This is a genomic window from Alkalihalobacillus sp. NPDC127517 (assembly GCF_050276055.1).
Classification (GTDB): Bacteria; Bacillota; Bacilli; order Bacillales; family Bacillaceae_D; genus Alkalicoccobacillus.
Map to the genome: position 1 here is coordinate 205,099 of NZ_JBNNQX010000005.1, position 24,913 is coordinate 230,011.

General features: G+C 42.3%; 27 protein-coding genes, 5 tRNA genes and 2 riboswitches. Of the genes, 9 read left to right on the forward strand and 23 right to left on the reverse strand.

What is annotated here, in order from left to right; translation table 11 throughout:
- Positions 1–78: 78 nt before the first annotated feature.
- Complete coding sequence (locus ACQKKO_RS08460; protein ID WP_498646341.1) at positions 79–468, forward strand: MerR family transcriptional regulator; 390 nt, start codon at positions 79–81, stop codon at positions 466–468.
- 17 nt (positions 469–485) lie between these two features.
- Here the strand turns inward: ACQKKO_RS08460 and ACQKKO_RS08465 are convergent, their stop codons facing one another.
- The 6 genes from ACQKKO_RS08465 to sigW form a co-directional block, all read right to left on the reverse strand.
- On the reverse strand, positions 486–1,001 hold the full coding sequence (locus ACQKKO_RS08465; RefSeq protein WP_498646166.1) for a DinB family protein: 516 nt from the start codon (positions 999–1,001) through the stop codon (positions 486–488).
- Between the two features lie 928 nt (positions 1,002–1,929).
- Positions 1,930–3,282, reverse strand: a complete 1,353-nt coding sequence (gene glmM / locus ACQKKO_RS08470; protein WP_498646168.1) for a phosphoglucosamine mutase — start codon at positions 3,280–3,282, stop codon at positions 1,930–1,932.
- 22 nt (positions 3,283–3,304) lie between these two features.
- A complete protein-coding gene (locus ACQKKO_RS08475) occupies positions 3,305–4,546 on the reverse strand; it encodes a CdaR family protein (protein WP_498646170.1) in 1,242 nt (413 codons plus the stop codon).
- Positions 4,539–5,360 carry a diadenylate cyclase CdaA gene (gene cdaA, locus ACQKKO_RS08480; protein WP_498646343.1) on the reverse strand — a complete coding sequence of 274 codons (822 nt, stop codon included), beginning with the start codon at positions 5,358–5,360 and terminating at the stop codon, positions 4,539–4,541. Before cdaA ends, ACQKKO_RS08475 begins: the two co-directional genes overlap by 8 nt.
- 276 nt (positions 5,361–5,636) lie before the next feature.
- The gene (locus tag ACQKKO_RS08485; protein WP_498646172.1) at positions 5,637–6,269 is read right to left on the reverse strand and encodes a zf-HC2 domain-containing protein; all 633 of its coding nucleotides are present in this window, start codon (positions 6,267–6,269) and stop codon (positions 5,637–5,639) included.
- 18 nt (positions 6,270–6,287) lie between these two features.
- Entirely contained in the window at positions 6,288–6,851 is a 564-nt protein-coding gene (gene sigW / locus ACQKKO_RS08490; protein WP_498646174.1) for an RNA polymerase sigma factor SigW, read from the reverse strand.
- Positions 6,852–7,032: 181 nt separating this feature from the next.
- Between sigW and ACQKKO_RS08495 the strand changes: the two genes are divergently transcribed.
- Positions 7,033–7,194, forward strand: coding sequence for an aspartyl-phosphate phosphatase Spo0E family protein (locus ACQKKO_RS08495; RefSeq protein WP_203088528.1), 162 nt, complete (start codon positions 7,033–7,035; stop codon positions 7,192–7,194).
- Between the two features lie 231 nt (positions 7,195–7,425).
- Here the strand turns inward: ACQKKO_RS08495 and ACQKKO_RS08500 are convergent.
- The 5 genes from ACQKKO_RS08500 to ACQKKO_RS08520 form a co-directional block, all read right to left on the reverse strand.
- Positions 7,426–7,498 (reverse strand) — tRNA-Lys (locus ACQKKO_RS08500).
- A gap of 19 nt (positions 7,499–7,517) precedes the next feature.
- Positions 7,518–7,592: transfer RNA gene (locus ACQKKO_RS08505), tRNA-Gln, on the reverse strand.
- A 7-nt stretch (positions 7,593–7,599) separates the two neighbouring features.
- A tRNA-Tyr gene (locus ACQKKO_RS08510) sits at positions 7,600–7,684 on the reverse strand.
- A 21-nt stretch (positions 7,685–7,705) separates the two neighbouring features.
- A tRNA-Val gene (locus tag ACQKKO_RS08515) sits at positions 7,706–7,781 on the reverse strand.
- Positions 7,782–7,974: 193 nt separating this feature from the next.
- Positions 7,975–8,049, reverse strand: a tRNA-Glu gene (locus ACQKKO_RS08520).
- 156 nt (positions 8,050–8,205) lie between these two features.
- Here ACQKKO_RS08520 and ACQKKO_RS08525 point away from each other — a divergent pair.
- From ACQKKO_RS08525 to ACQKKO_RS08535, 3 genes are all read left to right on the forward strand, one after another.
- Positions 8,206–8,388: a hypothetical protein gene (locus tag ACQKKO_RS08525; protein WP_498646176.1), complete on the forward strand. Its 183-nt coding sequence runs from the start codon at positions 8,206–8,208 to the stop codon at positions 8,386–8,388.
- Between the two features lie 111 nt (positions 8,389–8,499).
- Positions 8,500–8,676 carry a YjcZ family sporulation protein gene (locus ACQKKO_RS08530; protein ID WP_203088526.1) on the forward strand — a complete coding sequence of 59 codons (177 nt, stop codon included), beginning with the start codon at positions 8,500–8,502 and terminating at the stop codon, positions 8,674–8,676.
- Between the two features lie 174 nt (positions 8,677–8,850).
- Positions 8,851–9,192 (forward strand): hypothetical protein, encoded by a 342-nt coding sequence (locus ACQKKO_RS08535; RefSeq protein WP_498646179.1) that lies wholly within the window; start codon positions 8,851–8,853, stop codon positions 9,190–9,192.
- On the opposite strand, the gene ACQKKO_RS08540 is transcribed toward ACQKKO_RS08535, so the two are convergent.
- Positions 9,164–9,826 (reverse strand): DUF421 domain-containing protein, encoded by a 663-nt coding sequence (locus tag ACQKKO_RS08540; protein ID WP_498646181.1) that lies wholly within the window; start codon positions 9,824–9,826, stop codon positions 9,164–9,166. The genes ACQKKO_RS08535 and ACQKKO_RS08540 overlap by 29 nt on opposite strands.
- A 75-nt stretch (positions 9,827–9,901) precedes the next feature.
- Positions 9,902–11,239 carry a 5'-deoxyadenosine deaminase gene (locus ACQKKO_RS08545; RefSeq protein WP_498646183.1) on the reverse strand — a complete coding sequence of 446 codons (1,338 nt, stop codon included), beginning with the start codon at positions 11,237–11,239 and terminating at the stop codon, positions 9,902–9,904.
- Positions 11,240–11,298: 59 nt separating this feature from the next.
- Positions 11,299–11,399, reverse strand: a riboswitch (purine riboswitch).
- Between the two features lie 209 nt (positions 11,400–11,608).
- Between ACQKKO_RS08545 and ACQKKO_RS08550 the strand changes: the two genes are divergently transcribed.
- Positions 11,609–13,231, forward strand: a complete 1,623-nt coding sequence (locus tag ACQKKO_RS08550; RefSeq protein ID WP_498646184.1) for a CopD family protein — start codon at positions 11,609–11,611, stop codon at positions 13,229–13,231.
- 47 nt (positions 13,232–13,278) lie between these two features.
- On the opposite strand, the gene ACQKKO_RS08555 is transcribed toward ACQKKO_RS08550, so the two are convergent.
- The 6 genes from ACQKKO_RS08555 to ACQKKO_RS08580 all read right to left on the reverse strand — a co-directional run bounded on the left by ACQKKO_RS08555 (position 13,279) and on the right by ACQKKO_RS08580 (position 17,180).
- Positions 13,279–14,223 carry an ATP-grasp domain-containing protein gene (locus tag ACQKKO_RS08555; RefSeq protein ID WP_498646186.1) on the reverse strand — a complete coding sequence of 315 codons (945 nt, stop codon included), beginning with the start codon at positions 14,221–14,223 and terminating at the stop codon, positions 13,279–13,281.
- Between the two features lies 1 nt (position 14,224).
- A complete protein-coding gene (locus ACQKKO_RS08560) occupies positions 14,225–15,280 on the reverse strand; it encodes an LLM class flavin-dependent oxidoreductase (RefSeq protein ID WP_498646188.1) in 1,056 nt (351 codons plus the stop codon).
- Between the two features lie 61 nt (positions 15,281–15,341).
- Positions 15,342–15,447: riboswitch (SAM riboswitch) on the reverse strand.
- A 55-nt stretch (positions 15,448–15,502) separates the two neighbouring features.
- Positions 15,503–15,715, reverse strand: coding sequence for a hypothetical protein (locus tag ACQKKO_RS08565; protein ID WP_498646189.1), 213 nt, complete (start codon positions 15,713–15,715; stop codon positions 15,503–15,505).
- A gap of 157 nt (positions 15,716–15,872) precedes the next feature.
- On the reverse strand, positions 15,873–16,301 hold the full coding sequence (locus ACQKKO_RS08570) for a VOC family protein (RefSeq protein ID WP_498646191.1): 429 nt from the start codon (positions 16,299–16,301) through the stop codon (positions 15,873–15,875).
- A 17-nt stretch (positions 16,302–16,318) separates the two neighbouring features.
- Complete coding sequence (locus tag ACQKKO_RS08575; RefSeq protein ID WP_498646193.1) at positions 16,319–16,564, reverse strand: sigma-O factor regulator RsoA; 246 nt, start codon at positions 16,562–16,564, stop codon at positions 16,319–16,321.
- Positions 16,557–17,180 carry a sigma-70 family RNA polymerase sigma factor gene (locus ACQKKO_RS08580; RefSeq protein ID WP_498646194.1) on the reverse strand — a complete coding sequence of 208 codons (624 nt, stop codon included), beginning with the start codon at positions 17,178–17,180 and terminating at the stop codon, positions 16,557–16,559. Before ACQKKO_RS08580 ends, ACQKKO_RS08575 begins: the two co-directional genes overlap by 8 nt.
- Before the next feature lie 189 nt (positions 17,181–17,369).
- On the opposite strand from ACQKKO_RS08580, the gene ACQKKO_RS08585 reads away from it, so the two are divergent.
- Both ACQKKO_RS08585 and ACQKKO_RS08590 read left to right on the forward strand, forming a co-directional pair.
- Positions 17,370–17,534 carry a YvrJ family protein gene (locus tag ACQKKO_RS08585; RefSeq protein WP_479826467.1) on the forward strand — a complete coding sequence of 55 codons (165 nt, stop codon included), beginning with the start codon at positions 17,370–17,372 and terminating at the stop codon, positions 17,532–17,534.
- A gap of 1 nt (position 17,535) precedes the next feature.
- The gene (locus ACQKKO_RS08590; RefSeq protein WP_498646197.1) at positions 17,536–18,213 is read left to right on the forward strand and encodes an N-acetylmuramoyl-L-alanine amidase; all 678 of its coding nucleotides are present in this window, start codon (positions 17,536–17,538) and stop codon (positions 18,211–18,213) included.
- Between the two features lie 47 nt (positions 18,214–18,260).
- Here ACQKKO_RS08590 and ACQKKO_RS08595 read toward each other — a convergent pair whose 3' ends face one another.
- A complete protein-coding gene (locus ACQKKO_RS08595) occupies positions 18,261–20,087 on the reverse strand; it encodes a DUF2264 domain-containing protein (RefSeq protein ID WP_498646199.1) in 1,827 nt (608 codons plus the stop codon).
- 91 nt (positions 20,088–20,178) lie between these two features.
- Between ACQKKO_RS08595 and ACQKKO_RS08600 the strand changes: the two genes are divergently transcribed.
- Positions 20,179–21,984 carry a heparinase II/III domain-containing protein gene (locus ACQKKO_RS08600; protein WP_498646200.1) on the forward strand — a complete coding sequence of 602 codons (1,806 nt, stop codon included), beginning with the start codon at positions 20,179–20,181 and terminating at the stop codon, positions 21,982–21,984.
- Here the strand turns inward: ACQKKO_RS08600 and ACQKKO_RS08605 are convergent.
- From ACQKKO_RS08605 to ACQKKO_RS08615, 3 genes are all read right to left on the reverse strand, one after another.
- Positions 21,939–22,232, reverse strand: coding sequence for a hypothetical protein (locus ACQKKO_RS08605; protein WP_498646201.1), 294 nt, complete (start codon positions 22,230–22,232; stop codon positions 21,939–21,941). The two genes, ACQKKO_RS08600 and ACQKKO_RS08605, sit on opposite strands and share 46 nt — an antisense overlap.
- 150 nt (positions 22,233–22,382) lie before the next feature.
- Positions 22,383–23,996 (reverse strand): extracellular solute-binding protein, encoded by a 1,614-nt coding sequence (locus ACQKKO_RS08610; protein WP_498646203.1) that lies wholly within the window; start codon positions 23,994–23,996, stop codon positions 22,383–22,385.
- A gap of 18 nt (positions 23,997–24,014) precedes the next feature.
- Complete coding sequence (locus ACQKKO_RS08615; RefSeq protein ID WP_498646205.1) at positions 24,015–24,911, reverse strand: carbohydrate ABC transporter permease; 897 nt, start codon at positions 24,909–24,911, stop codon at positions 24,015–24,017.
- Positions 24,912–24,913 lie beyond the last annotated feature (2 nt).

The window sequence follows — 24,913 nt, forward strand, 5'->3', positions numbered from 1 at the left end:
CTAAAGTTAACTCTAGGTCAAGCTTAAACTCAATCGTCATGTTAAGATGGATGAAAAAGTAGCTAGGAGATGGAGATTCTGATGACATATTCTATTGGTGAAGTGGCTGAAACATTAGATTTAACGGTGCATACTCTTCGTTATTATGACAAAGAAGGCCTTATGCCTTTTGTGGAAAGGTCTCCAAGTGGGCAGAGACTATTTAAAGACTCTGATATTGAAGCATTAAAAATTATTCAGTGCCTGAAGCTAACCGGCATGCCGATTAAAGAAATTAAAGGCTTTATTCAATGGTGCCAGGAAGGAGACTCCTCTTTAACACAGAGATACGAGATGTTTCTAGAAAGGAAAGCCAAGGTAGAAGCGCAGATGGAAGAATTAAAGAAGACGATGGAGATTATTGATCATAAATGCCACTATTATATGACTGCGGTTGAGGCTGGGACGGAAGGGATTCATAAGAAATAAGGTGGGTCCACCATTGCTTATTGGTAATGGGACTTATATGTTTTTATTAGGAGATTAATGTGGGCTTGATGGTATCTACTGTGATCAGAAAGATGCCAGAGTCCCCAACGAATAGTTGCTTGTTCTGTTTCATACTCCACAATATCGCTCAAATGTTCATCATAAATGCTTAGGCAGAAATCCTGCAGTTGATCGATCACTTTTTGATAGTCCGTTATTATACATTCTAAAGGTACACCACTCACATCAGGTATGTTACCTTCCCCATCAACCATTGGCCCATATTTAGTTTCAAGTTCATTCGGAATATGCCCCCCTTTAAATCTGTAAACCCATAAAAGATCTACATAAGAGAGGTGCTTAATGAGCTGAGCAATACTATTCTCTTCTCCACCTTCTCCTTTATAATCTAGGAGCTCTTGATTGATCCCTTTTACAATCGAACATAACCTCTGGTAATTTTCTTCAATTGCCGCATAAAGCAGGTTCGTGACTGGCTGCATAGGGTGCTCGGTTTGTAAGTCTCTAATCATGTAATCCCGCCTTTTTATTTATCTTTTTTCCTTATCGTACAGGAGATGCCCAGAAACATGAGGACTCTTTGCTCAAATATCCTGCTAATGCTCAAAATCGAGGACCCTCTGCTCAAATATCCTGCTAATGCTCAAAAATGAGGACTCTCTGCTCATAAATCCTGCTAATGTTCAAAAATGAGGATTCTCTGCTCATAAATCCTGCTAATGCTCAAAAATGAGGGCTCTCTGCTCAAATATCCTGCTAATGCTCAAAAATGAGGGCTCTCTGCTCAAATATCCTGCTAATGCTCAAAAATGAGGGCTCTCTGCTCATAAATCCTGCCAATGCTCAAAAACGAGGACTCTCTGCTCAAATATCCTGCTAATGCTCAAAAACGAGGACTCTCTGCTCATAAATCCTGCTGATGCTCAAAAACGAGGACTCTCTGCTCATAAATCCTGCTAATGCTCAAAATCGAGGACTCTCTGCTCAAATATCTTGCTAATGCTCAAAAATGAGAACTCTCTGCTCAAATATCCTGCTAATGCTCAAAATCGAGGGCTCTCTGCTCATAAATCCTGCTAATGCTCAAAAATGAGGGCTCTCTACTCATAAATCCTGCCAATGCTCAAAAACGAGGGCCTTCTGCTGAGTTCCTTAAGTTAAAATTAGCGCAGCTCACCCCGCTCCCCCACACCATCACCCTCATTCCCGCGCATCCACACTCTATTCCCGCGCATTTTCCTTCCCACTCGCGCACCTCACCCTCATTCCCGCGCACTTTCATCCCCACTCGCGCACCTCACCCCCATTCCCACGCACTTTCATCCCCACTCGCGCACTTCACCCGCATTCTCGCGCACACCTCCCCGCTCCCACTCCCACGCACCAACACAAAAAACCGCCCCCTCACCCAAAAGGCGAGAGGACGGTACAAACAGTTCTCTATTCTTGTAGTCCCATCTCAGCGCGGACAACTTCTGCTATGTCTTCTACGAATTTCGTGCATTGTTCTTCGGTTTCGGCTTCTACCATGACACGTACTAATGGCTCTGTACCTGATGGGCGCACGAGGACGCGGCCGTTTCCGTTCATTTCGGCTTCTACTTTTTCGATTGCTTCTTTCACTAGTGCATTTTCTTCAACCGCATATTTATCTGTTACTCGGATGTTCACAAGCTGTTGCGGGAATACTTGCATGGGCTCTGCTAGTTCTGAGAGCGTTTTGCCAGTCATTTTCATGATATTCACAAGCTGCAGGGCAGATAAAATGCCATCACCTGTTGTGATGTAATCAAGGAAAATGATGTGACCGGACTGCTCGCCGCCTAGGTTGAAGCTACCTTTGCGCATTTCTTCCATAACGTAGCGGTCGCCAACGCCTGTTTGCTTTGTATCGATGCCTGCTTCTTCAAGTGCTTTGTAGAAGCCAAGGTTACTCATAACCGTTGTCACTACTGTACTGTTGTTCAAGCGGCCATGTTCTTTAAAATACTTCGCACAGATGTACATGATTTTATCGCCATCAACGATTTGCCCTTTTTCATCAACGGCAATCAGACGGTCGGCATCTCCATCGAAAGCCAATCCGATATCGGCTTCTTTTTCTAATAAGAATTCTGCGAGTCCTTCTGGATGAGTAGACCCACAACCTTCATTAATGTTTACACCATTTGGCGTACTACCCATCGCAGAGATGTCAGCGTCAAGGTCAGCAAACACATGACGTGCAAGCGCAGAGGCAGCTCCGTTCGCACAATCAAGCGCAACATGGATACCCGAGAAGTCATCCTCTACCGTTTGTTTTAAGAACTGGATATACTTGTGTCCGCCTTCAAAATAATCATTTGTTTGACCAAGCGCACCGCCTGTTGGACGTGGAAGTGTATCTTCTTCAGCGTCTAATAGCGCTTCAATTTCAGCTTCCTGTGCGTCTTTTAATTTAAAGCCATCCGGTCCAAAGAATTTGATTCCGTTATCTGGTACAGGGTTATGCGACGCTGAAATCATGACGCCTGCGTCCGCACTAATATTTTTTGTTAGGTAAGCTACACCAGGTGTTGAAATAACACCTAGTCGCATGACCTCTGCACCTATTGATAGAAGTCCTGCTACTAATGCACTTTCAAGCATTTCCCCTGAGATTCGTGTGTCTCTTCCAATTAAAACACGAGGCTGCCCTTCACTGTGCTGGGTTAACACGTAACCCCCTACTCTTCCAAGCTTAAAGGCCAGTTCAGGTGTGAGCTCCGTATTAGCTACACCCCTGACACCGTCCGTTCCAAAATATACTCCCATTGTCATCGCTCCTTCAACTCTGCTACTCAGACTGATCGGTAATTGTTAGTTTTGCATTTTTAGATTCATCTGGTTCAAATCGAATATTTTGTGGTCCATTAAATTCAATCGGTAGATCCTTTTCTCCAGCAGTTTCTTCACTGATATCAACATATGCCTGAAAATCTGAGGTGCTCATACGATTCAACTGTTCCTCTGTTCCATAAGCCGTTACATTTATGTATGCCGGTTGATCAGTGGCGAGCCTGGCCGACTTTTCATCAGATCTTCCCATGATATTCAGCGGCACACTTGTGAGTTCACGTTCCTCTTCTTCTCCAACTGTCACATTAACTGAGATCTTTTTAGGCTCGACTCGTTCTGCACCATCAGGAACAGGCACGTCCAATTCAATCGTTGTTGATTCCTCAATTTTGCTTAAATCTAGTTCTACTCCGCTAAGAGACTCCAAACTTTCAATGTAATCAGCTGGTCCATAAACTGTGACATCACCTGGCTCAAGCTCTATTTGCTCAATGCTTAACCCAGATTTCAGCTTACCTGTTCGTTTGATGTTAACAGGCACCTGTTTATTTGGACTCGTCACCGGAACTCGCACCGTTACAAAATTAGGGTTCGAATCCATTTCAAGCTCAATTCCATCCGAGTTATAAATGTGAACAGGATACTCATCTTCTATCGTGCCATCAGCATTGTCCATGTCGACAAAAACCTTTGCCGTTGCTGCATACGAAAGAAATTCTCTGGCATTTGTGACATCTACGTTAATCGGTGTCACGATTGGTGTTCCAACCGTATACCCTTCCTCCACACTGTCTGTGTTCAATAAGTCGACTTGAACAGGGAAGGATGACGTTTGAATCTCTTGAAGCTCAATATTAGCGGTTGTTGGTGTGATCGTTACCGATAGTTCACTTGGAAACCCACGATATTCGATACGCGCTCGATGAGACCCTTCTTCAAGCTCTGTAGCATTTACAAAAACTTCGTATGTCGGTCTCATCATTTGAAAATAAGCCAACGCACTCCTTGAACCCGTCAACTTTACTTGCACAGCTTGAGGAGCCTCTGTTAAAGCATACTCTTCTTCATTGTAGTTTACTTGAAGCTCTACTTCTTCAAGTGTGTAGGAGCTATTGCTAATGGTCGGTAATACACTTGGCTGATTACCAAGGTTATCCTGGTTGACCATGGCAAATAGCATAAGCGCAACAAAGAACGCAATAATACGTACAAACCAATGGCTATTAAACAGCCTATCCATTTTTCTTTCCTCCCCACTTAAATCGTGACGGAGATGATGCTTTATCTTCAGAGAGCATCGATTTTTCTAGAATTTCACGCAGTTCTTCCTCCGTTAAATCACGGTGCAATTCTGCGTTTTTCGTAACAGAGATATTTCCTGTTTCTTCAGATACAATAATCGTAATACAATCTGTAACCTCACTTACCCCAAGTGCCGCACGGTGTCTAGTACCCAATTCTTTTGAAATAAACGGGTTTTCAGATAAAGGCAAGTAACAGCCTGATGCAAGAATGGTCTCATTTTTAAGAATGACTGCTCCATCATGCAAAGGGGTATTTGGGATAAAGATGTTAATGAGCAGCTCTGATGTCAGATCTGCATTCATTGGAATACCTGTTTCTGCGTAATCACTTAAGCCTGTTTCGCGTTCAATCGAAATAAGCGCTCCAATTCTGCGTTTCCCCATGTATGTACATGATTTAATAATGGCATCGATTGATTTTTGAACAGGTTCATTTTTAGGCGTAGTACGACTCGCAAAAAAGCGCCCCCGCCCTAACTGCTCGAGACCTCTTCTCAGCTCAGGCTGAAAGATGATGATGATCGCAAGTAACCCATACGTAAGGGTTTGCGACATGATGAACTCAAGCGTTCGGAGTCCAAAGAATCCACTGATAAACCAAACAATCAAGATAACCGTTATCCCTTTGACCAGCTGTACGGCCCGGGTTCCTCTTATAATCATAATAAGCTTGTAGATCACGTACGTTACAAGCAATATATCAATAATTTGACCAAAGTAACTTAGCCAACCAACATTTTCAAATGGCAAATCAAACGGAAGCATAGCCTGCATTGCTTTTCCTCCAAACAAATCAATCTAAAGTCACAAAAACGAGACAGGAATAGCAGCCTGTCTACCTTAACTATTCATTCAGTCGCTAACGGTAATTGAGCTATACCCTTACCTTACGACATTAGCTGCCTCATTATACCATATAAGCATAAGAATTGAGATAGATGTTGTCGGTGAATGTATAAAAAACTATGTGGAACTAGTTAGAAACCTAAAAAAAGATCCTCACCACCACATAGGTGAAGATCTACTTTAGTCACGATCATTATCAAAAATCGAAACTGTTTCATTAAACATGTGCTTCATATTATACCAAACCCACTCAAGCGCCTGGTTCACTTCCTCGATCTCACCAGCCACTTCACCGGTTGATGCATAATACGGCTCGCTATTTACAAGGAGAACATCTCCTTCAACATTTCCTTCTACAACAAGCTGACCATTACGAACGATAAGATCTCCCTGAATGGTTTCCCCTTCTGGTATGGTTACGACGCCCGTTTCTTTATCAATTTGAATATTTCCTGATCCAGATACAGTAACCTTCTCAGCGTTACCTGACCAAGATGTTAAAAAGGAACCGGACATTAATAAGAAAAAAATCGCAGCCGCTATAAGGATTGGATGTTTTTTTATCTTACTTTTCCATTTGACTGTTTGTTTTTTAGGTGGCAGCTTTGCCATCACTTGATCTGTAAAGTTAGCAGGAGCTTCGATATGAGATGCACTTTGGGTAAAGGCAATGACTTTCTTTAGCTCACGAAGATGCAAATCACATTCTTCACAGGTTTCAACATGTAGATAGAGTTCTTTCTTCTCTACTTCGGTTGCGTCTCCATCTAAATATTTATGAATTAATCCTTGTACATGTGACTCGCACGACATAGGAATATGCCTCCTTCTTTAAATCTTCCTCATTCGTTTTCTAAGCGCCTCTCTCCCACGGTGAATTCTTGTTTTCACTGTAGAAATCGGCATATCAAGGATTTCACTAATCTCTTTTAGCGACAAGTCCTCTATATATTTTAAAATAACAGCAGATCGATACTTAAGGGGTAACTGATTAATCTCAGATTGGATCCATTCCTGCATCTCTAAGTTCACCACTTGATCCTCAGGAAGTTCCTGATCAGCAGCAAGCTGTGACTCGTAGGTTAGTCCTTCCGTTCCTTTTACCTTGTCTTCCAAGTAAAAGTCAGGCTTCTTTTTACGAAGTCGATCAATCGCAACGTTTGTTGCAATGCGGAATAACCAAGTAGAGAATTTGCGATCCATATCAAATTTATCAAGGTTCGTATAGGCACGTAAAAAAGCTTCTTGTGCCACATCCTGAGCTTCCTGCGGGTGGCCAACCATGCGATAGGCCACTTGGTAGACCTTGTCTTTAAATAACTCAACAAGTTCACCGAAGGATTCCGTATCCCCTTTTTTCACTTCGATTATCAATTTCCTGACTAATGTGTCCATAGCAATACCCCTGACCGCTTCAATCTGTACCGTTTACGTACCGGCTTAAAAAAGGTTTCATTTTTTTATTACACTTTTTTTATTTTAACAGAAAAAAGGAGTTTTAAAGAACAAAATTAGGGTAGTAATTATGTATCGATGTTAAAATCGGACTATTTTCCCAGAAAAGGGGTGACAAGTTATGCCTTCAAAGAAAACAAACATACTCTTGCACAAAATTGAAAGAGTCCGTCATGATTTAAACAAAATGGCCTTAACCGTTGATCTAAGCTCCCCAGACATCATTAATAGAAGCCAAGAATTAGATCACCTTCTCAATGAATACAAGACCATAACAAATTAATAATCCTTCGTCATCTCCAAAAGAGATGCTTTTTTTATTTTACACAAAAAAAGAAGCCTTACTCCTTAATGGAGATTCAGCTTCTTTTATATATACGATTAAGTAAATTCATGAAAGAAAAAGTGAGCCATGAAGGATTCCGACGCTATGCTAGTCCTGCTTCCTACTTCTTTTTATTAATGAAGCAGGGGAACCGTAGGTGAGAATCACGCTCTACTTGAGAAAAAAAAGTGAGCCATGAAGGATTCGAACCTTCGACCCTCTGATTAAAAGTCAGATGCTCTACCAACTGAGCTAATGGCTCATGACTTATTTAAAAGAAATGGCTGGGCTACCTGGGATCGAACCAGGGAATGACGGAATCAAAATCCGTTGCCTTACCGCTTGGCTATAGCCCAATAAAAATGGTGGAGGGGGGCAGATTCGAACTGCCGAACCCGTAGGGAGCGGATTTACAGTCCGCCGCGTTTAGCCACTTCGCTACCCCTCCAGCTAAAGAAAAAAGATAATATGGTGGAGGATGACGGGCTCGAACCGCCGACCCTCTGCTTGTAAGGCAGATGCTCTCCCAGCTGAGCTAATCCTCCATTATAACTTCAGATAAGCGGCGGATTTTTTCGTCCACTGCGTTATTCTCAATCAGTCACGTACTAAGGTACGCTCCTTCTTTCGAAAACTTGTGTCCTCAAACTCCTTGCTTCTCTTTGTTATTGACTGCAGATAAGCTTCAGATTCCTCTTAGCTTCTCTATGTACATCGCTGGTTATTCAAAAATGTAAATGGTGACCCGTACGGGAATCGAACCCGTGATACCGCCGTGAAAGGGCGGTGTCTTAACCGCTTGACCAACGGGCCAGAAGTGTGTGTCTCAATCACTGACAAAAAGTATTATACCCAATCCACAAACATAAGACAAGTGTTTTTAAAAACTTTTTTTAAAAAAGTTTTTACCACTACCTTTACGAACATACATTCGGTATAATGAAAAGAAAACCGAAGAGGATGATTTTGATGGAAAAGGAACCTGACTTATCACATTTGGAGCTACTCACCATCCTTGAAAAAGTTCGTTACTCCGCGCGTCAAGAAACCAAACTAGAAGTAGCGGAGTGTATGCTCGATTATGGAATCGACATTACGCTTGTTGGAGCCGTAACAGGACTTAAGAAAAGCCAGCTACTCTCAGGTAAGTAACACCACCACCCCTAGTCATTTAGCCCGAAGATTAAAAAAAGTGCCCACTTCCGTAGCCAAACTTCCATGAATGCATAGAGTAAAGTATTCCCTTTGAAAGGCGGTGTACGCATGGGCTTCTTCGGTGGTGGTAACTACGGTGGCGCTGACTACGGTTGTGGCGGTGGCTACGGATACGGTCAACAAGGACCAGTTGGAGGATACAGCGGCGGTTGTGGTAACGGTTTTGCTTTAATCGTTGTTCTATTCATTCTTCTTGTAATCATTGGTGCTTCTTACTGCAAATAAGTAATGAAGCTGATCCGTCAACTCTTCACTCTGTAAGTGTTGACGATCTTCACTATGCCTATTAACCAAAGAGCTGTCTCATTTTAAGGCCATTCGTTTCTGAATGCACCCATTTGAGACAGCTCTTTTTTTATTGTTTATACTACTTATAACAACTATTTAGGAGGGACTCCCATGAAAGTATATTACGAAGAAATTGATAGTCAGCTATTCCCTCAGTGGTTATTGCTTCCTGCAACAAGCCTCGATACGTCCTTAACGGTTCAAATAGATGCTCCGTTTGAACGTATGGAACCTGAAGATTTTCACGATGATTTAACAGTTGTTACGGTAACTCAGGCAGCTCTTGCCATCCGTTCAATTGATGAAACACACTTTGTTCTACATACGGATCAGGTAAAGAATGATCTCGAGACACACATACCAGATTCAATTGACTACTTTCTAATTCGACTTGAGGATTTGGAAGAAGTCCTTCAAATGAGCGTTAAGCCTTATTTTTCGTGTCCTCTTTGATTCGTTTCTCTATATAAAGTTTATTTTGTTTGGTGAATCCACAATAGAATACGTCATCAAAGTTTTCGTATCCTTTTTCTTTTAGCTCCTGTCTCAACCAGCTTGAATCTTTCCCGAATATCTCCAAGTGCTCTTCCTGTACCATGCCATCTAAAATAAACGGAAGCGTAAATGGCGACTGGTCCCCTTTTTTATAAACGGATAACGCCCCAGACGTCTCAAGCAACGCATAGTCAACATCACAGATATCGAATACATCCTTCGTCCGCAGCTGAAGTAATACGTCATCAAGATTATACGATTGCTTCTTCATACTCTCCTGCTGAAGCTTTCCTTCTCGTATGATCAGGACGGGTCGACCGTCAACAACATCTCGGAATTTTTGATTCTTTAATGAGATACGTGAAAAGGTATACTGAATAGCAAACAATAGAAGAATGGGAGCGATGCCCTTCATAAATGAAATATCTGTGTCTTCAATCATAATGACGGCGATGTCTACAATCAGTAAGGTGATAACGATATCTAGAACACTAATTTCACCAATATCTTTTTTTCCTGTCAAACGAAAGAAGGTCAAAATCATGAAAAACACAATGGCTGTCCGTAGCAGCGCAACCAATACCTCATCCATCTTAAAAAGTCCCCCGATCGACAGATTTTGTTTGTAGTATCTGTCTACGACCAGGGGACTATGCATGAGATCTGCTTATGATATTTTCGGAAGTCGCTTCACTAAGCGCTTCATCACTCGGTTTGATTCACTTAGTACAAGTTGTTTGTCGAGTGTTTTCATGATGCGGTTCTCCATCACAATTTTTCCATTGATAATGGTTGTTTCAACATCCGCACGTGTAGCTGAATAAACAATTCTAGAGATTGTGTCGACATCAAATGATGGGTAGGTATGAAAATCATTTAGGTTCAAAATGGCAATATCCGCTTTTTTGCCTACTTCCAAGCTTCCAATCTCATTCTCCAGCCCAATCGCCTTCGCTCCACCAAGTGTAGCCATACGAAAAACCGTTCTTGCATCCATTGAAGTTGGGCCATGGATTGGCTTTTGAATAAGGGCTGCGAGTCGCATTTCATTAAACATATCAAGGTTGTTATTACATGGTGCCCCATCCGCTCCAAGGCTTACCGCAATATCCTGACTTAATAAATCTGGAATTTCCGCAAAACCTGAAGCTAGCTTTAGATTTGAGCCTGGGCAGTGTGTCACTTTTACACCACGGTCTTTAAGAATTCTCTTCTCCTGCTCATCTAACCAGACGCAGTGCGCTAAGATCAATCGTTCATTCGCCAGTCCTAGATGGTCCAAGTACACAATATTTCGCATACCCGTTTCAGCTTGAACAATCTCAATTTCACCACGGTTTTCAGACGCATGTGTATGCACTTTAACCTGATAGTGATCAGATAAGGCTTGAACCTCTTTCAGCAAAGGTTCTGTGCATGATACGACAAATCGCGGTGTAAAGGCGTACTGAATTCGTCCTTGGTCATGGTTATGCCATTTCTCTAATAAATCAACGCTTTCCTGAATGGATTGCTGGGTATTTTCCTGTAATGCTTTAGGGACTTCGGTTCCCTTATCCATCATGACCTTTCCGGCTAATGCACGAATTCCCGTTTGAGAGATCGCTTGAAAGGCCGAATCCGTATGATGGACCGTTTCCATATCTACAATTGAGGTGGTTCCACTTTGAATGAGTTCACCGATTCCAAGCATCGCTGAGTAATAAATTGATTCCTCATCATGCGCGGCTTCGAGTGGCCAGATTCGTTTTTGCAGCCAATCCATTAATTCAAGGTCATCCCCTTTTCCCCGAAAGGCGGTTTGACATAAATGGATGTGTGTTTGAACAAATCCCGGGATCACTGTTCTGCCTCTACCATCAATCACTTTGTCAGCTTTTACATCCCCAAGATCTGATCCAATCGCTTTAATTGTTGTGCCCTCAATCAGAAGGTCTCCCACAAACGATTCTTCGTCTTTGTTCATCGTAATCAATTCTGCTTGCTTAATTAAAATGCTTCCCACTTTAATCACTCCTCACATTGAAATGAAAGAAGATTTGCCCACAAAAAATAGCTACAAAAATAGGGCAAACCTATTCTCGTAGCTAGGAAGTTTAAGGCTCCTACTAGAAACCCCCAATCCATATTATCGGGGCTATACGATGAAAACGATACTATGCAACTACTGCTCTAGTTTAGTGCATAAGAAGCCATCAAGCAAGATCATCGTCACATTACCTTACTGCTTACAGTTTAAACAAACGTTTGATTGACTCTGTGAACAGGTTCGTCACATTCATTGATTTATCATATGTTTCCCTTACTAAGACGCTTGTCTCTTTTTAAGTGTGGTGGTTACAATAATAATGATCTTATTTGTTGGGGGCGGGTCATGGTTATCATTGTTCAATTATCAAATGTGTTTCTATATATTGCGTTTGCGATTGTGTCCGGATATTATATTCTGCAGATTTTGCCAGAAAGACTTCGGGTACACATTACGTTATCTAAACAAACAGTGGAAAGTATTCTTCTTTCCATACCAATCTTGCTTGCTGTACCAGTTGTGAATGTAATTAATACGCTGACAAGCCAATTTGGTGCAAAGTGGTCTGATGCTTTTACAACTGTTTTACTGACGTACTTAGCAGGACAAGCGTTGATTGGTGCAATAATTGTTGTCAGTAGTATGTTCGTTTTAAATCGAACGAAGAAGCTATCGACACCTGTGGTGCATTATTCCCTTTTGGCTGGAGTCGTTCTTCTGATGGCTTGTGCAAGCTGGGCAAGTCATGGGACATCCATATCAGGTTGGATGGGTTTTGTTTCTACCTTTATCCACTTCATCAGCGTAGCTGCATGGATCGGTCCACTGTTTGTCATGGGCTGGTATGCACGTGAGCTACCTGATAGCCAATCGCTTCATAAATGGTTCTCACCCGTTGCCGCTGGAGCTGTTTTACTCCTATCGCTTACAGGCTTTTTCTTACTTACTGAAGTTACCCAGGATTATTTTAACGGGTGGCTGTTATCTTATGGTCAGCTTTTGTTTATCAAACATATTCTGTATGTTCCACTTCTATTTTTCGGGCTACGGCACTTAATTATGCTTAGTTTAAAAAAGCCTCGCCTAACAGCGCCACAGTTAAAACGGTCCTTCCGTGCTGAATCTGTGATTGCTTTATTCATCTTCGCTGTGACAGGGTTTATGTCTGAGCTTGAGCCCCCTCACGAAGTGTTGCGTACGCTTCAAACTGAGCCCGTTAGCTGGATCACTCAGCTGTTCATCCAAGAACCACTTTCTCAGTTTCAATTGCTATCCTTTTCACCTGGACCAATTGGGTTTGTATTTCTTTATCTGTCCATCATTTTCTTCTTAGCTGGTTTAGCCATATTATTACTAACAAGGGGCACCTTTTTCTCAGCACTTATGATGGGACTTCTGGTTGTTTCTTCTTATACAGGCATCATGATGTCCCTAACTCCTGGAGAAATCTATGTGGATAACACCTCTTATTCTGAGATAGAAGATGCTATTGCGGCGAGTCACCCTGAAGATGCTGCAATTAATGTTCTTTGGGAAGATGTTGGTACGGATGTAGCCTATGCAATCTATACAGTTGATGACACAGATCTTGGGCTAGAAAAACTTACTGTGAATCAAGAGAAATTCACCCGTATTCCGTTAAGTGGACTTGTTTTAGAAGGAGGATTTAATCGTGCCAGCACCAATGGTACGCAAACTCAACGTTTTGAAACAGGGACTTGGCACAACCCAGACTTCAGGTTCGCCTATGTAACCTTTGGCTATACACCTAATCCAGAAGCAACGGAAGCACGGATCATCTATACCGGAGAAACGGTCACCACACCGATTGAAAATCAAACCTTCGTCTTAATCACAGACAGCGATGAGAGCTGGTATGAAACACATACGGTGGAAATCCTTAATGAAAGTGGCGAGGTACTCGACTCATTTGAGCTTGATTCAATGAGTGGAGGGTTTCATCATTAATACACAAAAACGTTCTGCACCCATAGTGGATACAGAACGTTTTTTTGTTAAACGAGAGCTTCCTGCTCTTCTTTTAAACGACTACCAAGATATTTCGCTACCTCAAGCATACCGAATACACCAGCTTTCTCCTCGGCTTCTGAGTTGTAGTTTGTGTTTGTATTAATGTCATACGTATACAGATTTCCTTCTTGATCACGAATGCATTCAATTCCCGCAATTTGCACGCCATTTGCTTTTAACACGTCAGCATATTGACTGAGGACTGGTTCGTTAAAGCTATGATCAATTTGGAACTTCGCATTTGGCTCTTCCCCAGCTGGGCAGAATAAGTCTTCAATCGAGCAAGCATCTGCCGGGCATAGCTCAAAGCCTTCAGATGTATCAACTCGCACCGCATAAACAAATTCTCCTCCTACAAATTCACAACGTGTAATGTATGGCTCAGGAGCCTGAATATATTGCTGCAGCAAAGTAATCCCGTCAACTGGCTCTTCAAAGGCATCACTCTCAAGATACGTTTGGAGTGCTCGTTTGTCCTGGAATAATTGGACACCAAGCCCTTTTCCGGCACGATTATGCTTCGTAATAAAAGCTTGTCCATCAAATGTATCCGCAGCCTGTAGAATTTGGTCTTTGCCAACCGCAGCCACTGTTTTTGGTGTGCGTACGCCGAATTTTTCAAGCTCCATATATTGAACCACCTTACTCACCTCAAGCTGCAATGCCCGGCTATTATTAATTACCGTACGACCGTAACGTTCGAGCCAAGCCAGCACTGCTGCTGCAAGCTCAGGCGCATAACGGTGACCTCGCGTGTGAGAAGAAGCACTCATACGCGAATAAAATATACCTTCAGGAGGAGCATCGTTTAGATTAATAGCTCCACTGCCTAAATGCCAATCCTCATATGGTAAGCCTAACTCTTCTAATCTGTTAAATAAGTGGACGGTCCACTCCTGATTTTCATGTATGACATAGATCTTCTTCATCTTAGATTGTCTCCTTTGTTTGCTTTCTTAGTTGTTCAACAACGGGCATCACATCGCGAGCGAAGCGTTCCATTTCTTCATATTGCGGCGAGCATTGTAAGAGCACTAGATCAAGCCCAACCTCTTCATACTCCAAAATTCGTTTGGCAATCATCTCTGGTGTGCCAATCAATTCAGGTCGTAACCCGCGGTTGGATACAGAGTAGTCTTGCAGTTTAATTTGCTGTTCCAGCTGCGATTTGCTTGTAAAATCATCGTATCCCGCATAGGCATCAGATTCCTTCACATCCGTAATGCGGGCAAGCTCAGCCTGGGCTTCTTCTTCAGTATCACGACAAATGACGTAAGCCGCCATTCCAAAACGTGAAAATGGTGTGTGCCCCGTTTTCTTCCGACGTTCCTTCATATCAGCAATCTTCGCGCGGATCTCTTCTACTGTACCACCGTGCATCACGTAGGCGTCACATTTTTCAGCGATTGTTGTTTTGCCCTGCTCACTCTCACCACCAGCATAAAGAATCGGATTTGGACGCTGAACAGGTTTTGGTGAAAGCTTCGTATCCTTTAACTGATAGTAAGTTCCATCATAAGTGAAGGAGTCTTCTGTCCACAGTCCTTTTAACACATCAATGAACTCCTCGGTTCGTGCATAGCGCTCATCGTGCTCTGTGAATACTCCACCATATTGTCGCGCTTCCTCAGCCCACCAGGCAGACACAACATTTAACGTAAACCGACCGTTACTAATCTGATCAATATTCGCCGCCATCTTTGCCGTAGTCGCTGGATTATGGAACCCCGGACGAATCGCCGTCATTAACTCTATTTTTGAGGTAACCGCAGCAAGCGCCGCAGCTGTAGTCCATGCCTCGAGCACATCTTCACCTGGACCCTTTATATCATTTAAGTAAAGTTCAGCAAGGAGAGTTGTATCGTATCCCCAATCCTCCGCTGCTTGAATCACTTTTTTTGCATAATCAAAGGTTGCCGGCATCTGTTCATCTTGAACATTGCGTAACCACCCTCCAAAAATCGGTAGCCAAAACCCATATTTCATTTGATACGCCCCCACTCTATAATAAAAAAAACACCTCTTCGATAAGAAGACGTGTGCGTACTCCTTATCTATCAGAATGATCATCATTCTGCTGGATTTGGCACCTGTACATCTGTGTCGGTTGCCGGGCTTCATAGGGCCAGTCCCTCTGCCTCTCTTGATAAGATATATGATTGTCTATTAATTTTATCAGATTAATCAGATTTACTCAAACATAGAGTTTCAAGATGCATTCTCTCGCGTTTTATGACGAACTGAGCGAAAAATTAAATAAATGATAAGTATTCCTAGAACAATGACTAATGCTGATTTGATGGGAGTTGGCTCTCCGATCATGTTCTGCAATAGATCACCTGGACTAAAGGGGACGCCGAGCCATCTTAAGATTCCTTGAGCTAAAAAATAGAATACTATCCCTAGGATAAACCACTTCATAAAGCCGCCCACCACCTCATGATTCAGAAAATAGATTATATTCAGTGTATCAAGAATTGATGTGTTTGAAAAGGATGAGGGTGTGTAATGCTCCATTCTGCTCTCTAACGTTCCAATCCACCTCCCCCCCAAAAAAACAGCAAGCATCCGAAGATACTTACTGCTTGGCATGGGCTTCTTCTGCTGCTGCCATGTCCATATGAAAGAACTCCCAAAGGTGGCCATCGATGTCTGCGAAGCTCCATCCATACATGAATCCGTGATCCTGTGGTTCATTATAAGCTCCTGCTCCTGCAGCGAGTGCTCGATTTACAACCTCGTCCACTTCTTCTCGGCTATCAAGGGAGAGCGCGACAATCGCTTCGGAGTGAGTGCTTGTGTTTGGGATTTCTTTTTTGGTGAACGATGTGTAGCGGTCTTCTTCAAGAAGCATCACATAAATGGTTTCGTTAACGACCATGCATGTTGCACTTTCGTCTTCGAATTGTTGATTAAACGTAAAGCCAACCTCTGTAAAAAAGGACTTTGATTTTTGTAGATTCTTGACTGGAAGATTCACAAAGATTTGTCTTGCCTTAATATTCATCCGTTACCCTACTCTCATCATTTTGTTCCCTTATAATTCGCCTTCTTTTTGCTAGTTCCTGCTTTTGTATCGTTCTCTTTTGCTGTGTATTCAAAAAAACCTGGAACGTCATAAGTGTTTACCTTATCAATCGATTCCATAACCTTCATCTTAATTTCTTGTTCAACGTCTTCTCGGTACTGCCAAGGGATGTGACGAATGCTTTTCTTGATCTTCGGCTCCATCTTCTCAATGAGATCTTTTTGTCTTTTCGTATCAATCATGCTTGTCCTCCTGATCTATAGCTGTTCTTAATTTTGAAAGAGCTCTTGTCGCAATTTGAGAAACATTCTGTGGTGTACTTCCAAGCCTTTTGGCAATGGCCTTATGACTGAGTCCATCTAGAAAATAGAGGTTCAGCACCTGCTTTTGCTTCTCAGAGAGCTTGAGAAACTGTTTGTATAGTGCCGGATTCTCAATCATTTCCTCCAAATGCTGCCCTCCATCTGTGACAAGACTCTCTACGCTTGGACCCTTCGATTCTAAGACATCATGAAGATAGAGTGAGTGATCGTCTGAGAGTGGTTGGTCCATCACATAGGAATGGCGTGCGAAATGACGCCTGTAGCGTTTGCTTACATCAATAGAATAAAAGTGGATCAGTTGCGAAAGATATTTCACTAGTCGAAGCTCCATATAAAAACTACGAAAATATTCATTCACAGCCTCCCTATTTTTAACTGTTGGTTCTACAATACTTTCTATTAACAGCTCCATATGCTGTTCTTCTTCAAGAAATGCTTTAATGACTGGTGTGTTAAGAGCCTTTTCATAGGTTATGACAAACTCTCTAAACTCATTTGACTCCTGATAGGCACGTTGGTTTACTAACTCCATCATCCATACCTCCTTTCTCTTTAAAGAGATGACAAGCAACGAATAATCAACGTTTCATAAAATAAATAAGAACTTATGTTCTCATTATACACAGAAAATGCGAATATATGTTCTTGTCAATTTGGGAAATAAGTTGATTTTTTATTCATGGAGATCTCTTTATATAGTAGCTTCTCTTAAAGGGGTGAAAAGATGGGAACTATGCCTGAATGGACGATGTTGCTTGCGAACGTTGGTTTTCCAAGTGCTGTTGCCTTGTATCTACTGTTTCGTTTTGAAAAGCAAATCACCGCACAGACGCTGGCCATTGAAGACCTGACAAGGAAGCTTGCAACCAAAAATGAGGAGGACGAGTAACATGAATATCATCCAAGATTTAATTCCAACGAGTAACTCAAACCGCCCAGGGACAAGCCTTGCTCCAACTTTCATCACCGTACACGAAACAGCCAACACCAACCCAGGAGCCGATGCAGAGACGCATTCCCGCTATGTTAAAGGAGCAGATGCCCAGAGCCGACAAGTCTCCTGGCACTATACAGTAGACGATTCCACCACCTATCAACACCTTCCGATTAATGAAGTGGGGTGGCACGCAGGTTCAATTGGGAACAGCCAGTCAATCGGAATTGAACTTTGTGTGAATAGCGATGGGAATTTCACCGCAACACGCCAAAGAGGGGTTGAATTAATCCAGAGCTTAATGAATCAGTTAGACATTCCACTCTCTCGTGTGGTCAGCCATCAGCATTGGACAGGCAAAAACTGCCCAGCTAATCTATTAAGTGTCTGGAATAGCTTCATCCAAGAGGTAGGTGGCAGTAGTAACGACTCAATTGGAACCGTTCGGGTGCTCGCGTCTTCTCTCTGGGTATACAACCGTCCAGATTGGAGTGCACGCTATCAGACAGTCAGTCGCGATGAAGTCTTTACCGTCGTACGCGAATTGATTGTGAATGGATCAAAGATGTATGAGCTTCGTAGCGGTCTATTTATCACCGCAAATACGCAATTCGTTCAGTTCCAGGCTCGTTAAGTATAAAAGAAGAACTCGACATCCCAGGCGGGAGTCGAGTTCTTCTTCTATACCGTTAGTATCGGTTTATCTATTCCTTTTTGATAAAAAGCGAGCGTGCCTTCCTTTTCCTCAACTGAAAAATACGTACCCCAATCCGCATCGTAGCGAACGTCCGGCGCTCCATACACTGCAACTGCTTGAATATGTGTTCCAGGTTCGAGCGTACTCACAACTGTTGGAATACTGGTTCTTGGCTTCATAATGTTTGTATTTATGTTTGGATACACAAGCCTCGCCTCTCCTGTTCCATACAGCCGCTTAATTCCACTTGTTCCACCACTATAGGAATAGAGCGCTTTGCCTTCTCCTACAATAATTGATCCATTTCCATCATCACCAAGTCCTACAGCAAATCCACCTTCTGCAGCAGTTAGTGGCCTAGCTGTTCGGATACGATGAATCCGCAAATGACATGGGAGCCTTGGAACAATCCATGTTTCTATCGTGACATCTCTCCATGGCTGCCAATCCATTTTGATTAGTGATTTTGAGAGTTGACTATACGTGGACGAGCGTTTCACTCTGAAAAGTTGGTCCTGCTCACTTAATGCAAGCATCGAGTCAAAAGCTCCCTGCTCAATTCCCCACTCTGCCCGGGGAACACTAAAACCGAAGTGGCTCGAGTAGACAAACTTCTCATACTTTGCAGAGGTATGGGTATGCTCATTTGTCCTGGGGTGACCTGCATTAAAGATAGCCGCATGACCCAGATGCCGAGCCAGTACTTTATTTGCTTCAGCTTGCGCCTGAACTTCCATTAGAGATGGCATTCCCTTTTCATCTGCTTTCCAAAATGGATGATCATCAGGAAGCGCCAGAAATAGGAAGGTTTTGAGTGCCCAATACGGCGAGCCCGGCGAATTATAGTTTTCCGACATCCCTAAATTCGGATACTCGTACCCAATGGTCAATACACCTCGTGCATCAAAAATCGATCGGTCCATCCATTTACGAAGATGACGAAACAATAGTCCTTTTATCTCGCCCAGTGTATAGGGAGCAACGTCTACCTCCGCAAAGACGATCGCACTCCAGAATGCAGCCTGTGCAAAACGATACGTCATACTGCGACCATACGGGATCGCACCTCCATCGTCCGCAAACCAGTAGATGAAGTCCTTGGCAAAACGCTTAGCTCTTTCTTTATAGAGAATGGCTCGTTCTGGATCCTCCCCCTCCATTACCTTGGCATAAAAAAGGCTATAAAAGTGAATCGCAAACGGGACATAATAATCACGATGCGCATCTTCCCCGTCTGCGTACCAGCCATTCCCCAGATAAAATGCTTCCATCCGTTCAAGCGAATCCTCGATCGTTTGCTGGCTATATGGCGCGCCAACTTGCTTTAACCCCAATTGAACAAGAACCGGGAAGAACAGCCAATTGCAGTCATGACATTTGTACTGACTGCTTTGGGAGAGCCATGCAACAAGATGCTCACGCTCCTCGTTTGTTAGCTTCCCCCAAAGCTGATTTGGCATTAAACAAAGCGCATAGCCGTATACGGACATTTCCACTAACATCTGATGGTAATCAGTTAGCTTCCCCCAATATTCAGAGTGGTTTGGGTCCGTTCCATTCCTAACACCTTCAACAAGTCGGTCGAGATAGGTAGGATGACTGCCACCAGCTACGAGTGGAGCTACTCCCCAGAAAAGTCTTGAGAATGCTTCCATATGAGCCGTTTTTGAGCCATAAGAAGATCCCGTCTCCCCTAAATGAATTCCTGCATGACCTTCTTTTAACTCATCCATCACAGGATTAACGAGTTCCAAAAGCCATTTCTCGATATCCGCTTTCGTTTCACCCATTTGAAGACTTTCACGTTTCATGTGAACACCCTTCCATTCGATTGATTTCCTCTATTGTAAACCCTTACAATAGAGGAAAGGTACCCTTTTAAAGCAGATCGGAGGAGCTTTTATGAAAAAATCCTTATTCACAGACAGTCACGGAGAACCCATTTCACGTGAGCGTGTTCATCATAAGATCCAGCAGTCATCTTTTCTGCAAAAGTGGGTCCAGGACCTCTCCACCTATGCGCAATCTGTTTTACATACACCAATGCCTGAACTAGACTATGATTCATTTAACGCGTATGTCGTGGACGGAAATCGTGATCCTTATCAACAGGTTTACTTTGAAAGGCGCAAGCGTCTTACCACCTTTTCGATTCTGTCATACCTCTATCCAGACCACTCGGAGTATTGTAAGCATCTTCACTCAACCATATGGGCTATTTGTGGTGAATGGACGTGGTGTTTGCCTGCCCACCTTCATCTAGACTCAGCATTCGAGCAATCTGATCACGCGGCTTATCAACAAATCGATTTATTCGCCGCTGAGACGGCCTTTTCTTTAGCTGAAATTTTAACAATGTTCAAAGATTCGATGCCTGCTCTAATCAAGCAGAGGATAACCTACGAAACTCGCAGAAGAGTGCTTAAGCCATTTCTTAAAATGGACCAACCATGGGAGCAGGCTACTCATAATTGGTCGGCTGTCTGCGCCGGTTCCATTGGTGCATGTGCGATGTACGTAATTAATTCCAATGAAGAGCTTCAACGAATCCTTGATAAATGTATAAAAAGCGTCTCTTATTTTATATTGGGGTTAACAGATGAAGGAGTATGTCAGGAGGGCTATCATTACTGGCAGTATGGATTCGGATACTTTATTTACTTTGCAGATCTACTAAAAAAGCATACAAGAGGCAAGATCAATCTATTAACGCTTCCTAAAATAAACGAAACCGCTCATTTTCAAGAGAAGGTCTTTATGGGGCAGGATACAGTCGCTAATTTTTCAGATGCGTTGGAAAAGGCTGCGCCACTACTTGGGCTCAGCTATTATCTCCACACTCATTTCGACAAAGTACACCTGCCTAAGGCAAATGAGTGCGCCACATTTGATTCAGACCCCTGCTACCGTTTTGCGCCTGCCATTCGTCATTTTATTTGGTACGATGACACGAAAGAAGGTGGAACGTGGCCCACGCACACAACCCACTTTTCCGAGGCACAATGGTATCTCTCAACCTTTACCTATAAGGAACAATTGCTTGGCGTTGCCCTAAAAGGTGGTCACAACAATGAACCTCACAACCACAATGACCTCGGCCACTTTATGATCTATGTGGATGGTGTGTCCATGCTTTCAGATATTGGAGCGGGGCATTATACAAAAGCCTCCTTCAGTACAGACCGGTATCATATGCTCTCAAACGGATCACATGGCCATTCCGTCCCTATCATCGGGGGCTACGTTCAACAGCAGGGTGCTGATTCGATTGCCAGGGTTCTCTGCTTTAAAGAAGATCAAGGTCAACAGAGCGAATATCAACTAGAACTCACACATGCGTACTCCGTTCCTTCTTTGCAGTCGTTTACTCGTAAATGGGAGATCAATAGGGAGTTCGGACATGTTCGTTTGACTGATTCATTCACACTTACATCACCTGAACCAGTCATGGAACGGTTTGTGAGTCTAGCTGAGAATGTGCGTGTTAAACCGGGTACAATCATAATCTCTCAAGGTGAGACTTCTCTTCATATACTGTTTGATCAAGAGTTCACTCCAACTGTAACAAAAGAGAAGATACTAGATCACTTTGGGGATGTTAAAGAAATCAATCTGATTGATTTTAGCTTTGAACACATAGTAGGAAAGGTTTCATTTACGTGTCATTTTACAGTCAGACCTACTCTAACCGATAAAATGGCAGACTGATCGCTAAATAGACGCATACAATCAGAGAGACATACAACAACACGTTCGACAAATGAATCAACTAGGTATCCCGTAATACTTCCGCTTATCACAGCAACAGGCAGTAAAAAATAGTTGTGGAGCTTCTGTGTAGACGTGGTTGTGTAATTTCGTTTTTTACAGTGTGGACACGTTACTCTGCGCCAATTAGAGAGAATAATTTTCCACAGAGGTACGTTTTGATTGCAGTGGTTACATGTTCGATTCATCGAAGTAATCCCCCCTCCTAATTAAACCCAATTAATTTAGCATTACCCTCTTGAGCTGTTAGGAAAACGAAAAAGAGTAAGGCACCCACGCCTCACTCTTTTTCTTGTTTTTTTACAACGGTATTAAATTACCTTGTTATCTAATGCACGTTACTCAAAATAATTGAAATTTCCTTCATCGATGGCTGCTTGTTTCTCATCTAAAATTTGTTGGTAGCCCGCATTTAAATACCGTTCCTTGGCAGCTTCATAATTTTCATCGAATTTATCTTCAGGTCCCATAACAACCATTAGATAGAGTTCTTGAAATAATGCATTTAAATCAGCTTGATAATCATTCTGACTATCTATGACTACTGTGAATAAAGGATCTTGTATAGAATACTCCCTTGTTTCATCTTGATATTTAAACAGATCATCAACAATATACTCGAAACCTGGAGGTGACCAAAAGCTTTCCATTGCTTTACGTGTTAACTCTTCAGTCTCAAAATAAGGGGCTTCCGTTACAAGTGCCCAATAATCTTTGTTATTGTTCATTGATAGAGCTGATTCACCATTGAATTCTGTTTCAATAATTGGGATACCATCTGAATCTAATGTATAGTTTTCACCTTCAATCCCATTTTGCAAGAAGAATAGATTTTCAGACTGACTCATCCATTCTAAATACAACCATACAGCAATTCTTTCTTCTTCAGTGGCAGATTCATTTACTCCCATAATTAAGCCAAATGGCCAATTGGCTCGCCCTTGTGGCACTCCTCCTTCGGGTATTTCAGCATATGGAGGAAGTACAGCAAATTCAGCTTCTGGATTATTTTGTAGTGTAGATGTGTAAAGATCCGTGTTAGAAGAAATGTACTCTCCCACTATACCTGTTCGACCTGCTACAAACTCTGACCTGATTTGATTCCCATCTGTACGCAGGTAAAACTCCTGATCTATTAGACCATTATGATACCGATAACTTAAATTCCTAAGCCAACGTTCTGTATCTTCCGTTGTAAAATCAGCCACCATAAGGTCTGAATAAAGTGCACGGTATTCTGGATCAATTGGCCAGTCACGGAAAGCATAATTATAGTTGTAAATATTAGCCGTCAATCCTCCACCCATTGTACCAATTCCTGCATCCCTCCACTTCTCTGCCATTTCATTTAGCTTTTCAAGTGACGTTAAATCCTCCACTTTCATACCTACTTGCTCAACCCAATCCTTACGAATAACAGTTGTATAGTTACTGACATCTGGTCGATCAGCAAAGAAGAACATGTTTTGATCATCCACAACACCAAATTGTTCATTCGTGTCTTTTAAGTTTTCCCAATATGTCGGCGCATATTTAGCCAGTTCATCTATATCAAGCGGCTGTAACACATCACTGTCATAGTAAGCCAACGCTTGTGGCATATCATAATGGAAGATAACATCTGGTGCATTTCCTGCTGCTAATAATTGTTGAAAGTCTGTTACTTCACTAGCTCTTGCTATCGGAACAAAGTTGATAGAGATGTTGTGTTCATCTCCAAATTCTTCTTGAATCCAACGAGTATAAAAATTATCAGATACATTCCAGCCTTCAAAAGCTCGATCATACACAGGAATACTTAGCTCTACAGTCTCTGAAAACTTCATCTCATCGTCAGGTACATTCGTCCCATCATCGTTTTGTTTAGGATCATTCGCAGCGTCATTTGAACATGCAACTAAAAGCCCTCCAAAAGCCAATACAGTAAAAGTACTTAACCATTTACTTTTCATAGTTATCCCCCATCTTTATTATTCTTTAACAGATCCAATCATGACGCCTTTCACAAAATACTTTTGTACAAATGGATAGACACAAAGTATGGGAAGCGTCGCAAAAATCACAACAGCTGCTCTCAGTGTTTCAGGACTACTCGTTTGTACGAGTGTTAACTCAGTTTGGAAGCTCTCGCTAGCTTGAACTACCAGATAATATAATTTCAACTGTAGGGGGCGCAGTTCGGTTTCATATCTGATGTAGAATAACGCATCTTGATAGCTATTCCACCGACCTACAGCATAGAAGAGTGATAGTGTGGCAATAATAGGCTTGATAAGGGGCAAAACGACGCTCCACAAAATTCGAAAATGTCCAGCTCCATCCATACGCGCTGATTCTTCTAAGCTAGCAGGTACAATACTTTGGATAGATGTTTTTAAGATGAGTAGATTGAATGCACTAAAAGCCCCCGGAAGAACAAGCGACCAAATGGTATCAAGCATTCCTAACTTATTTACAAGTAGATAGTCAGGGATAATCCCACCAGTAAAGTACAGTGTAATCATGAACAATAAAGTGATTGTTGTCCGACCTTTTAATTGTTTTCTCGATAGTGGATAAGCTGCACAAACCGTAATGATCATGCCGATTACTGTAAATAAAACCGTTATGAGAACGGTTACATATAAAGACTGTAATATGCTTTTATCACTCAGTATCTGAGTGTAAGCATCCAATGTGAATCCTTTAGGCCAAAGGAATATATTATTTGCAACGACGTATGCATCACTACTTAAAGATTTGACGAGAACATGTACAAAAGGAATTAAACAAGTTAGAGAAATGATTACTAGAATGAGACGAATAACGAGTTCCCATATATCAAAACGTTTCCGCTTACCCATTTTGCTCTTATTAATTACGTTCATAC

What these genes read in the sequence shown, in the direction of transcription:
- ACQKKO_RS08465 (WP_498646166.1), bottom strand. Translation starts at nt 1,001, where the DNA reads ATGATTAGAGACTTACAAACCGAGCACCCTATGCAGCCAGTCACGAAC.
- glmM (WP_498646168.1), bottom strand. Translation starts at nt 3,282, where the DNA reads ATGGGAGTATATTTTGGAACGGACGGTGTCAGGGGTGTAGCTAATACG.
- ACQKKO_RS08475 (WP_498646170.1), bottom strand. Translation starts at nt 4,546, where the DNA reads ATGGATAGGCTGTTTAATAGCCATTGGTTTGTACGTATTATTGCGTTC.
- ACQKKO_RS08485 (WP_498646172.1), bottom strand. Translation starts at nt 6,269, where the DNA reads ATGTCGTGCGAGTCACATGTACAAGGATTAATTCATAAATATTTAGAT.
- sigW (WP_498646174.1), bottom strand. Translation starts at nt 6,851, where the DNA reads ATGGACACATTAGTCAGGAAATTGATAATCGAAGTGAAAAAAGGGGAT.
- ACQKKO_RS08495 (WP_203088528.1), top strand. Translation starts at nt 7,033, where the DNA reads ATGCCTTCAAAGAAAACAAACATACTCTTGCACAAAATTGAAAGAGTC.
- ACQKKO_RS08525 (WP_498646176.1), top strand. Translation starts at nt 8,206, where the DNA reads ATGGAAAAGGAACCTGACTTATCACATTTGGAGCTACTCACCATCCTT.
- ACQKKO_RS08530 (WP_203088526.1), top strand. Translation starts at nt 8,500, where the DNA reads ATGGGCTTCTTCGGTGGTGGTAACTACGGTGGCGCTGACTACGGTTGT.
- ACQKKO_RS08535 (WP_498646179.1), top strand. Translation starts at nt 8,851, where the DNA reads ATGAAAGTATATTACGAAGAAATTGATAGTCAGCTATTCCCTCAGTGG.
- ACQKKO_RS08540 (WP_498646181.1), bottom strand. Translation starts at nt 9,826, where the DNA reads ATGGATGAGGTATTGGTTGCGCTGCTACGGACAGCCATTGTGTTTTTC.
- ACQKKO_RS08550 (WP_498646184.1), top strand. Translation starts at nt 11,609, where the DNA reads ATGGTTATCATTGTTCAATTATCAAATGTGTTTCTATATATTGCGTTT.
- ACQKKO_RS08555 (WP_498646186.1), bottom strand. Translation starts at nt 14,223, where the DNA reads ATGAAGAAGATCTATGTCATACATGAAAATCAGGAGTGGACCGTCCAC.
- ACQKKO_RS08560 (WP_498646188.1), bottom strand. Translation starts at nt 15,280, where the DNA reads ATGAAATATGGGTTTTGGCTACCGATTTTTGGAGGGTGGTTACGCAAT.
- ACQKKO_RS08565 (WP_498646189.1), bottom strand. Translation starts at nt 15,715, where the DNA reads ATGAAGTGGTTTATCCTAGGGATAGTATTCTATTTTTTAGCTCAAGGA.
- ACQKKO_RS08570 (WP_498646191.1), bottom strand. Translation starts at nt 16,301, where the DNA reads ATGAATATTAAGGCAAGACAAATCTTTGTGAATCTTCCAGTCAAGAAT.
- ACQKKO_RS08575 (WP_498646193.1), bottom strand. Translation starts at nt 16,564, where the DNA reads ATGATTGATACGAAAAGACAAAAAGATCTCATTGAGAAGATGGAGCCG.
- ACQKKO_RS08580 (WP_498646194.1), bottom strand. Translation starts at nt 17,180, where the DNA reads ATGATGGAGTTAGTAAACCAACGTGCCTATCAGGAGTCAAATGAGTTT.
- ACQKKO_RS08585 (WP_479826467.1), top strand. Translation starts at nt 17,370, where the DNA reads ATGGGAACTATGCCTGAATGGACGATGTTGCTTGCGAACGTTGGTTTT.
- ACQKKO_RS08590 (WP_498646197.1), top strand. Translation starts at nt 17,536, where the DNA reads ATGAATATCATCCAAGATTTAATTCCAACGAGTAACTCAAACCGCCCA.
- ACQKKO_RS08595 (WP_498646199.1), bottom strand. Translation starts at nt 20,087, where the DNA reads ATGAAACGTGAAAGTCTTCAAATGGGTGAAACGAAAGCGGATATCGAG.
- ACQKKO_RS08600 (WP_498646200.1), top strand. Translation starts at nt 20,179, where the DNA reads ATGAAAAAATCCTTATTCACAGACAGTCACGGAGAACCCATTTCACGT.
- ACQKKO_RS08605 (WP_498646201.1), bottom strand. Translation starts at nt 22,232, where the DNA reads ATGAATCGAACATGTAACCACTGCAATCAAAACGTACCTCTGTGGAAA.
- ACQKKO_RS08610 (WP_498646203.1), bottom strand. Translation starts at nt 23,996, where the DNA reads ATGAAAAGTAAATGGTTAAGTACTTTTACTGTATTGGCTTTTGGAGGG.
- ACQKKO_RS08615 (WP_498646205.1), bottom strand. Translation starts at nt 24,911, where the DNA reads ATGAACGTAATTAATAAGAGCAAAATGGGTAAGCGGAAACGTTTTGAT.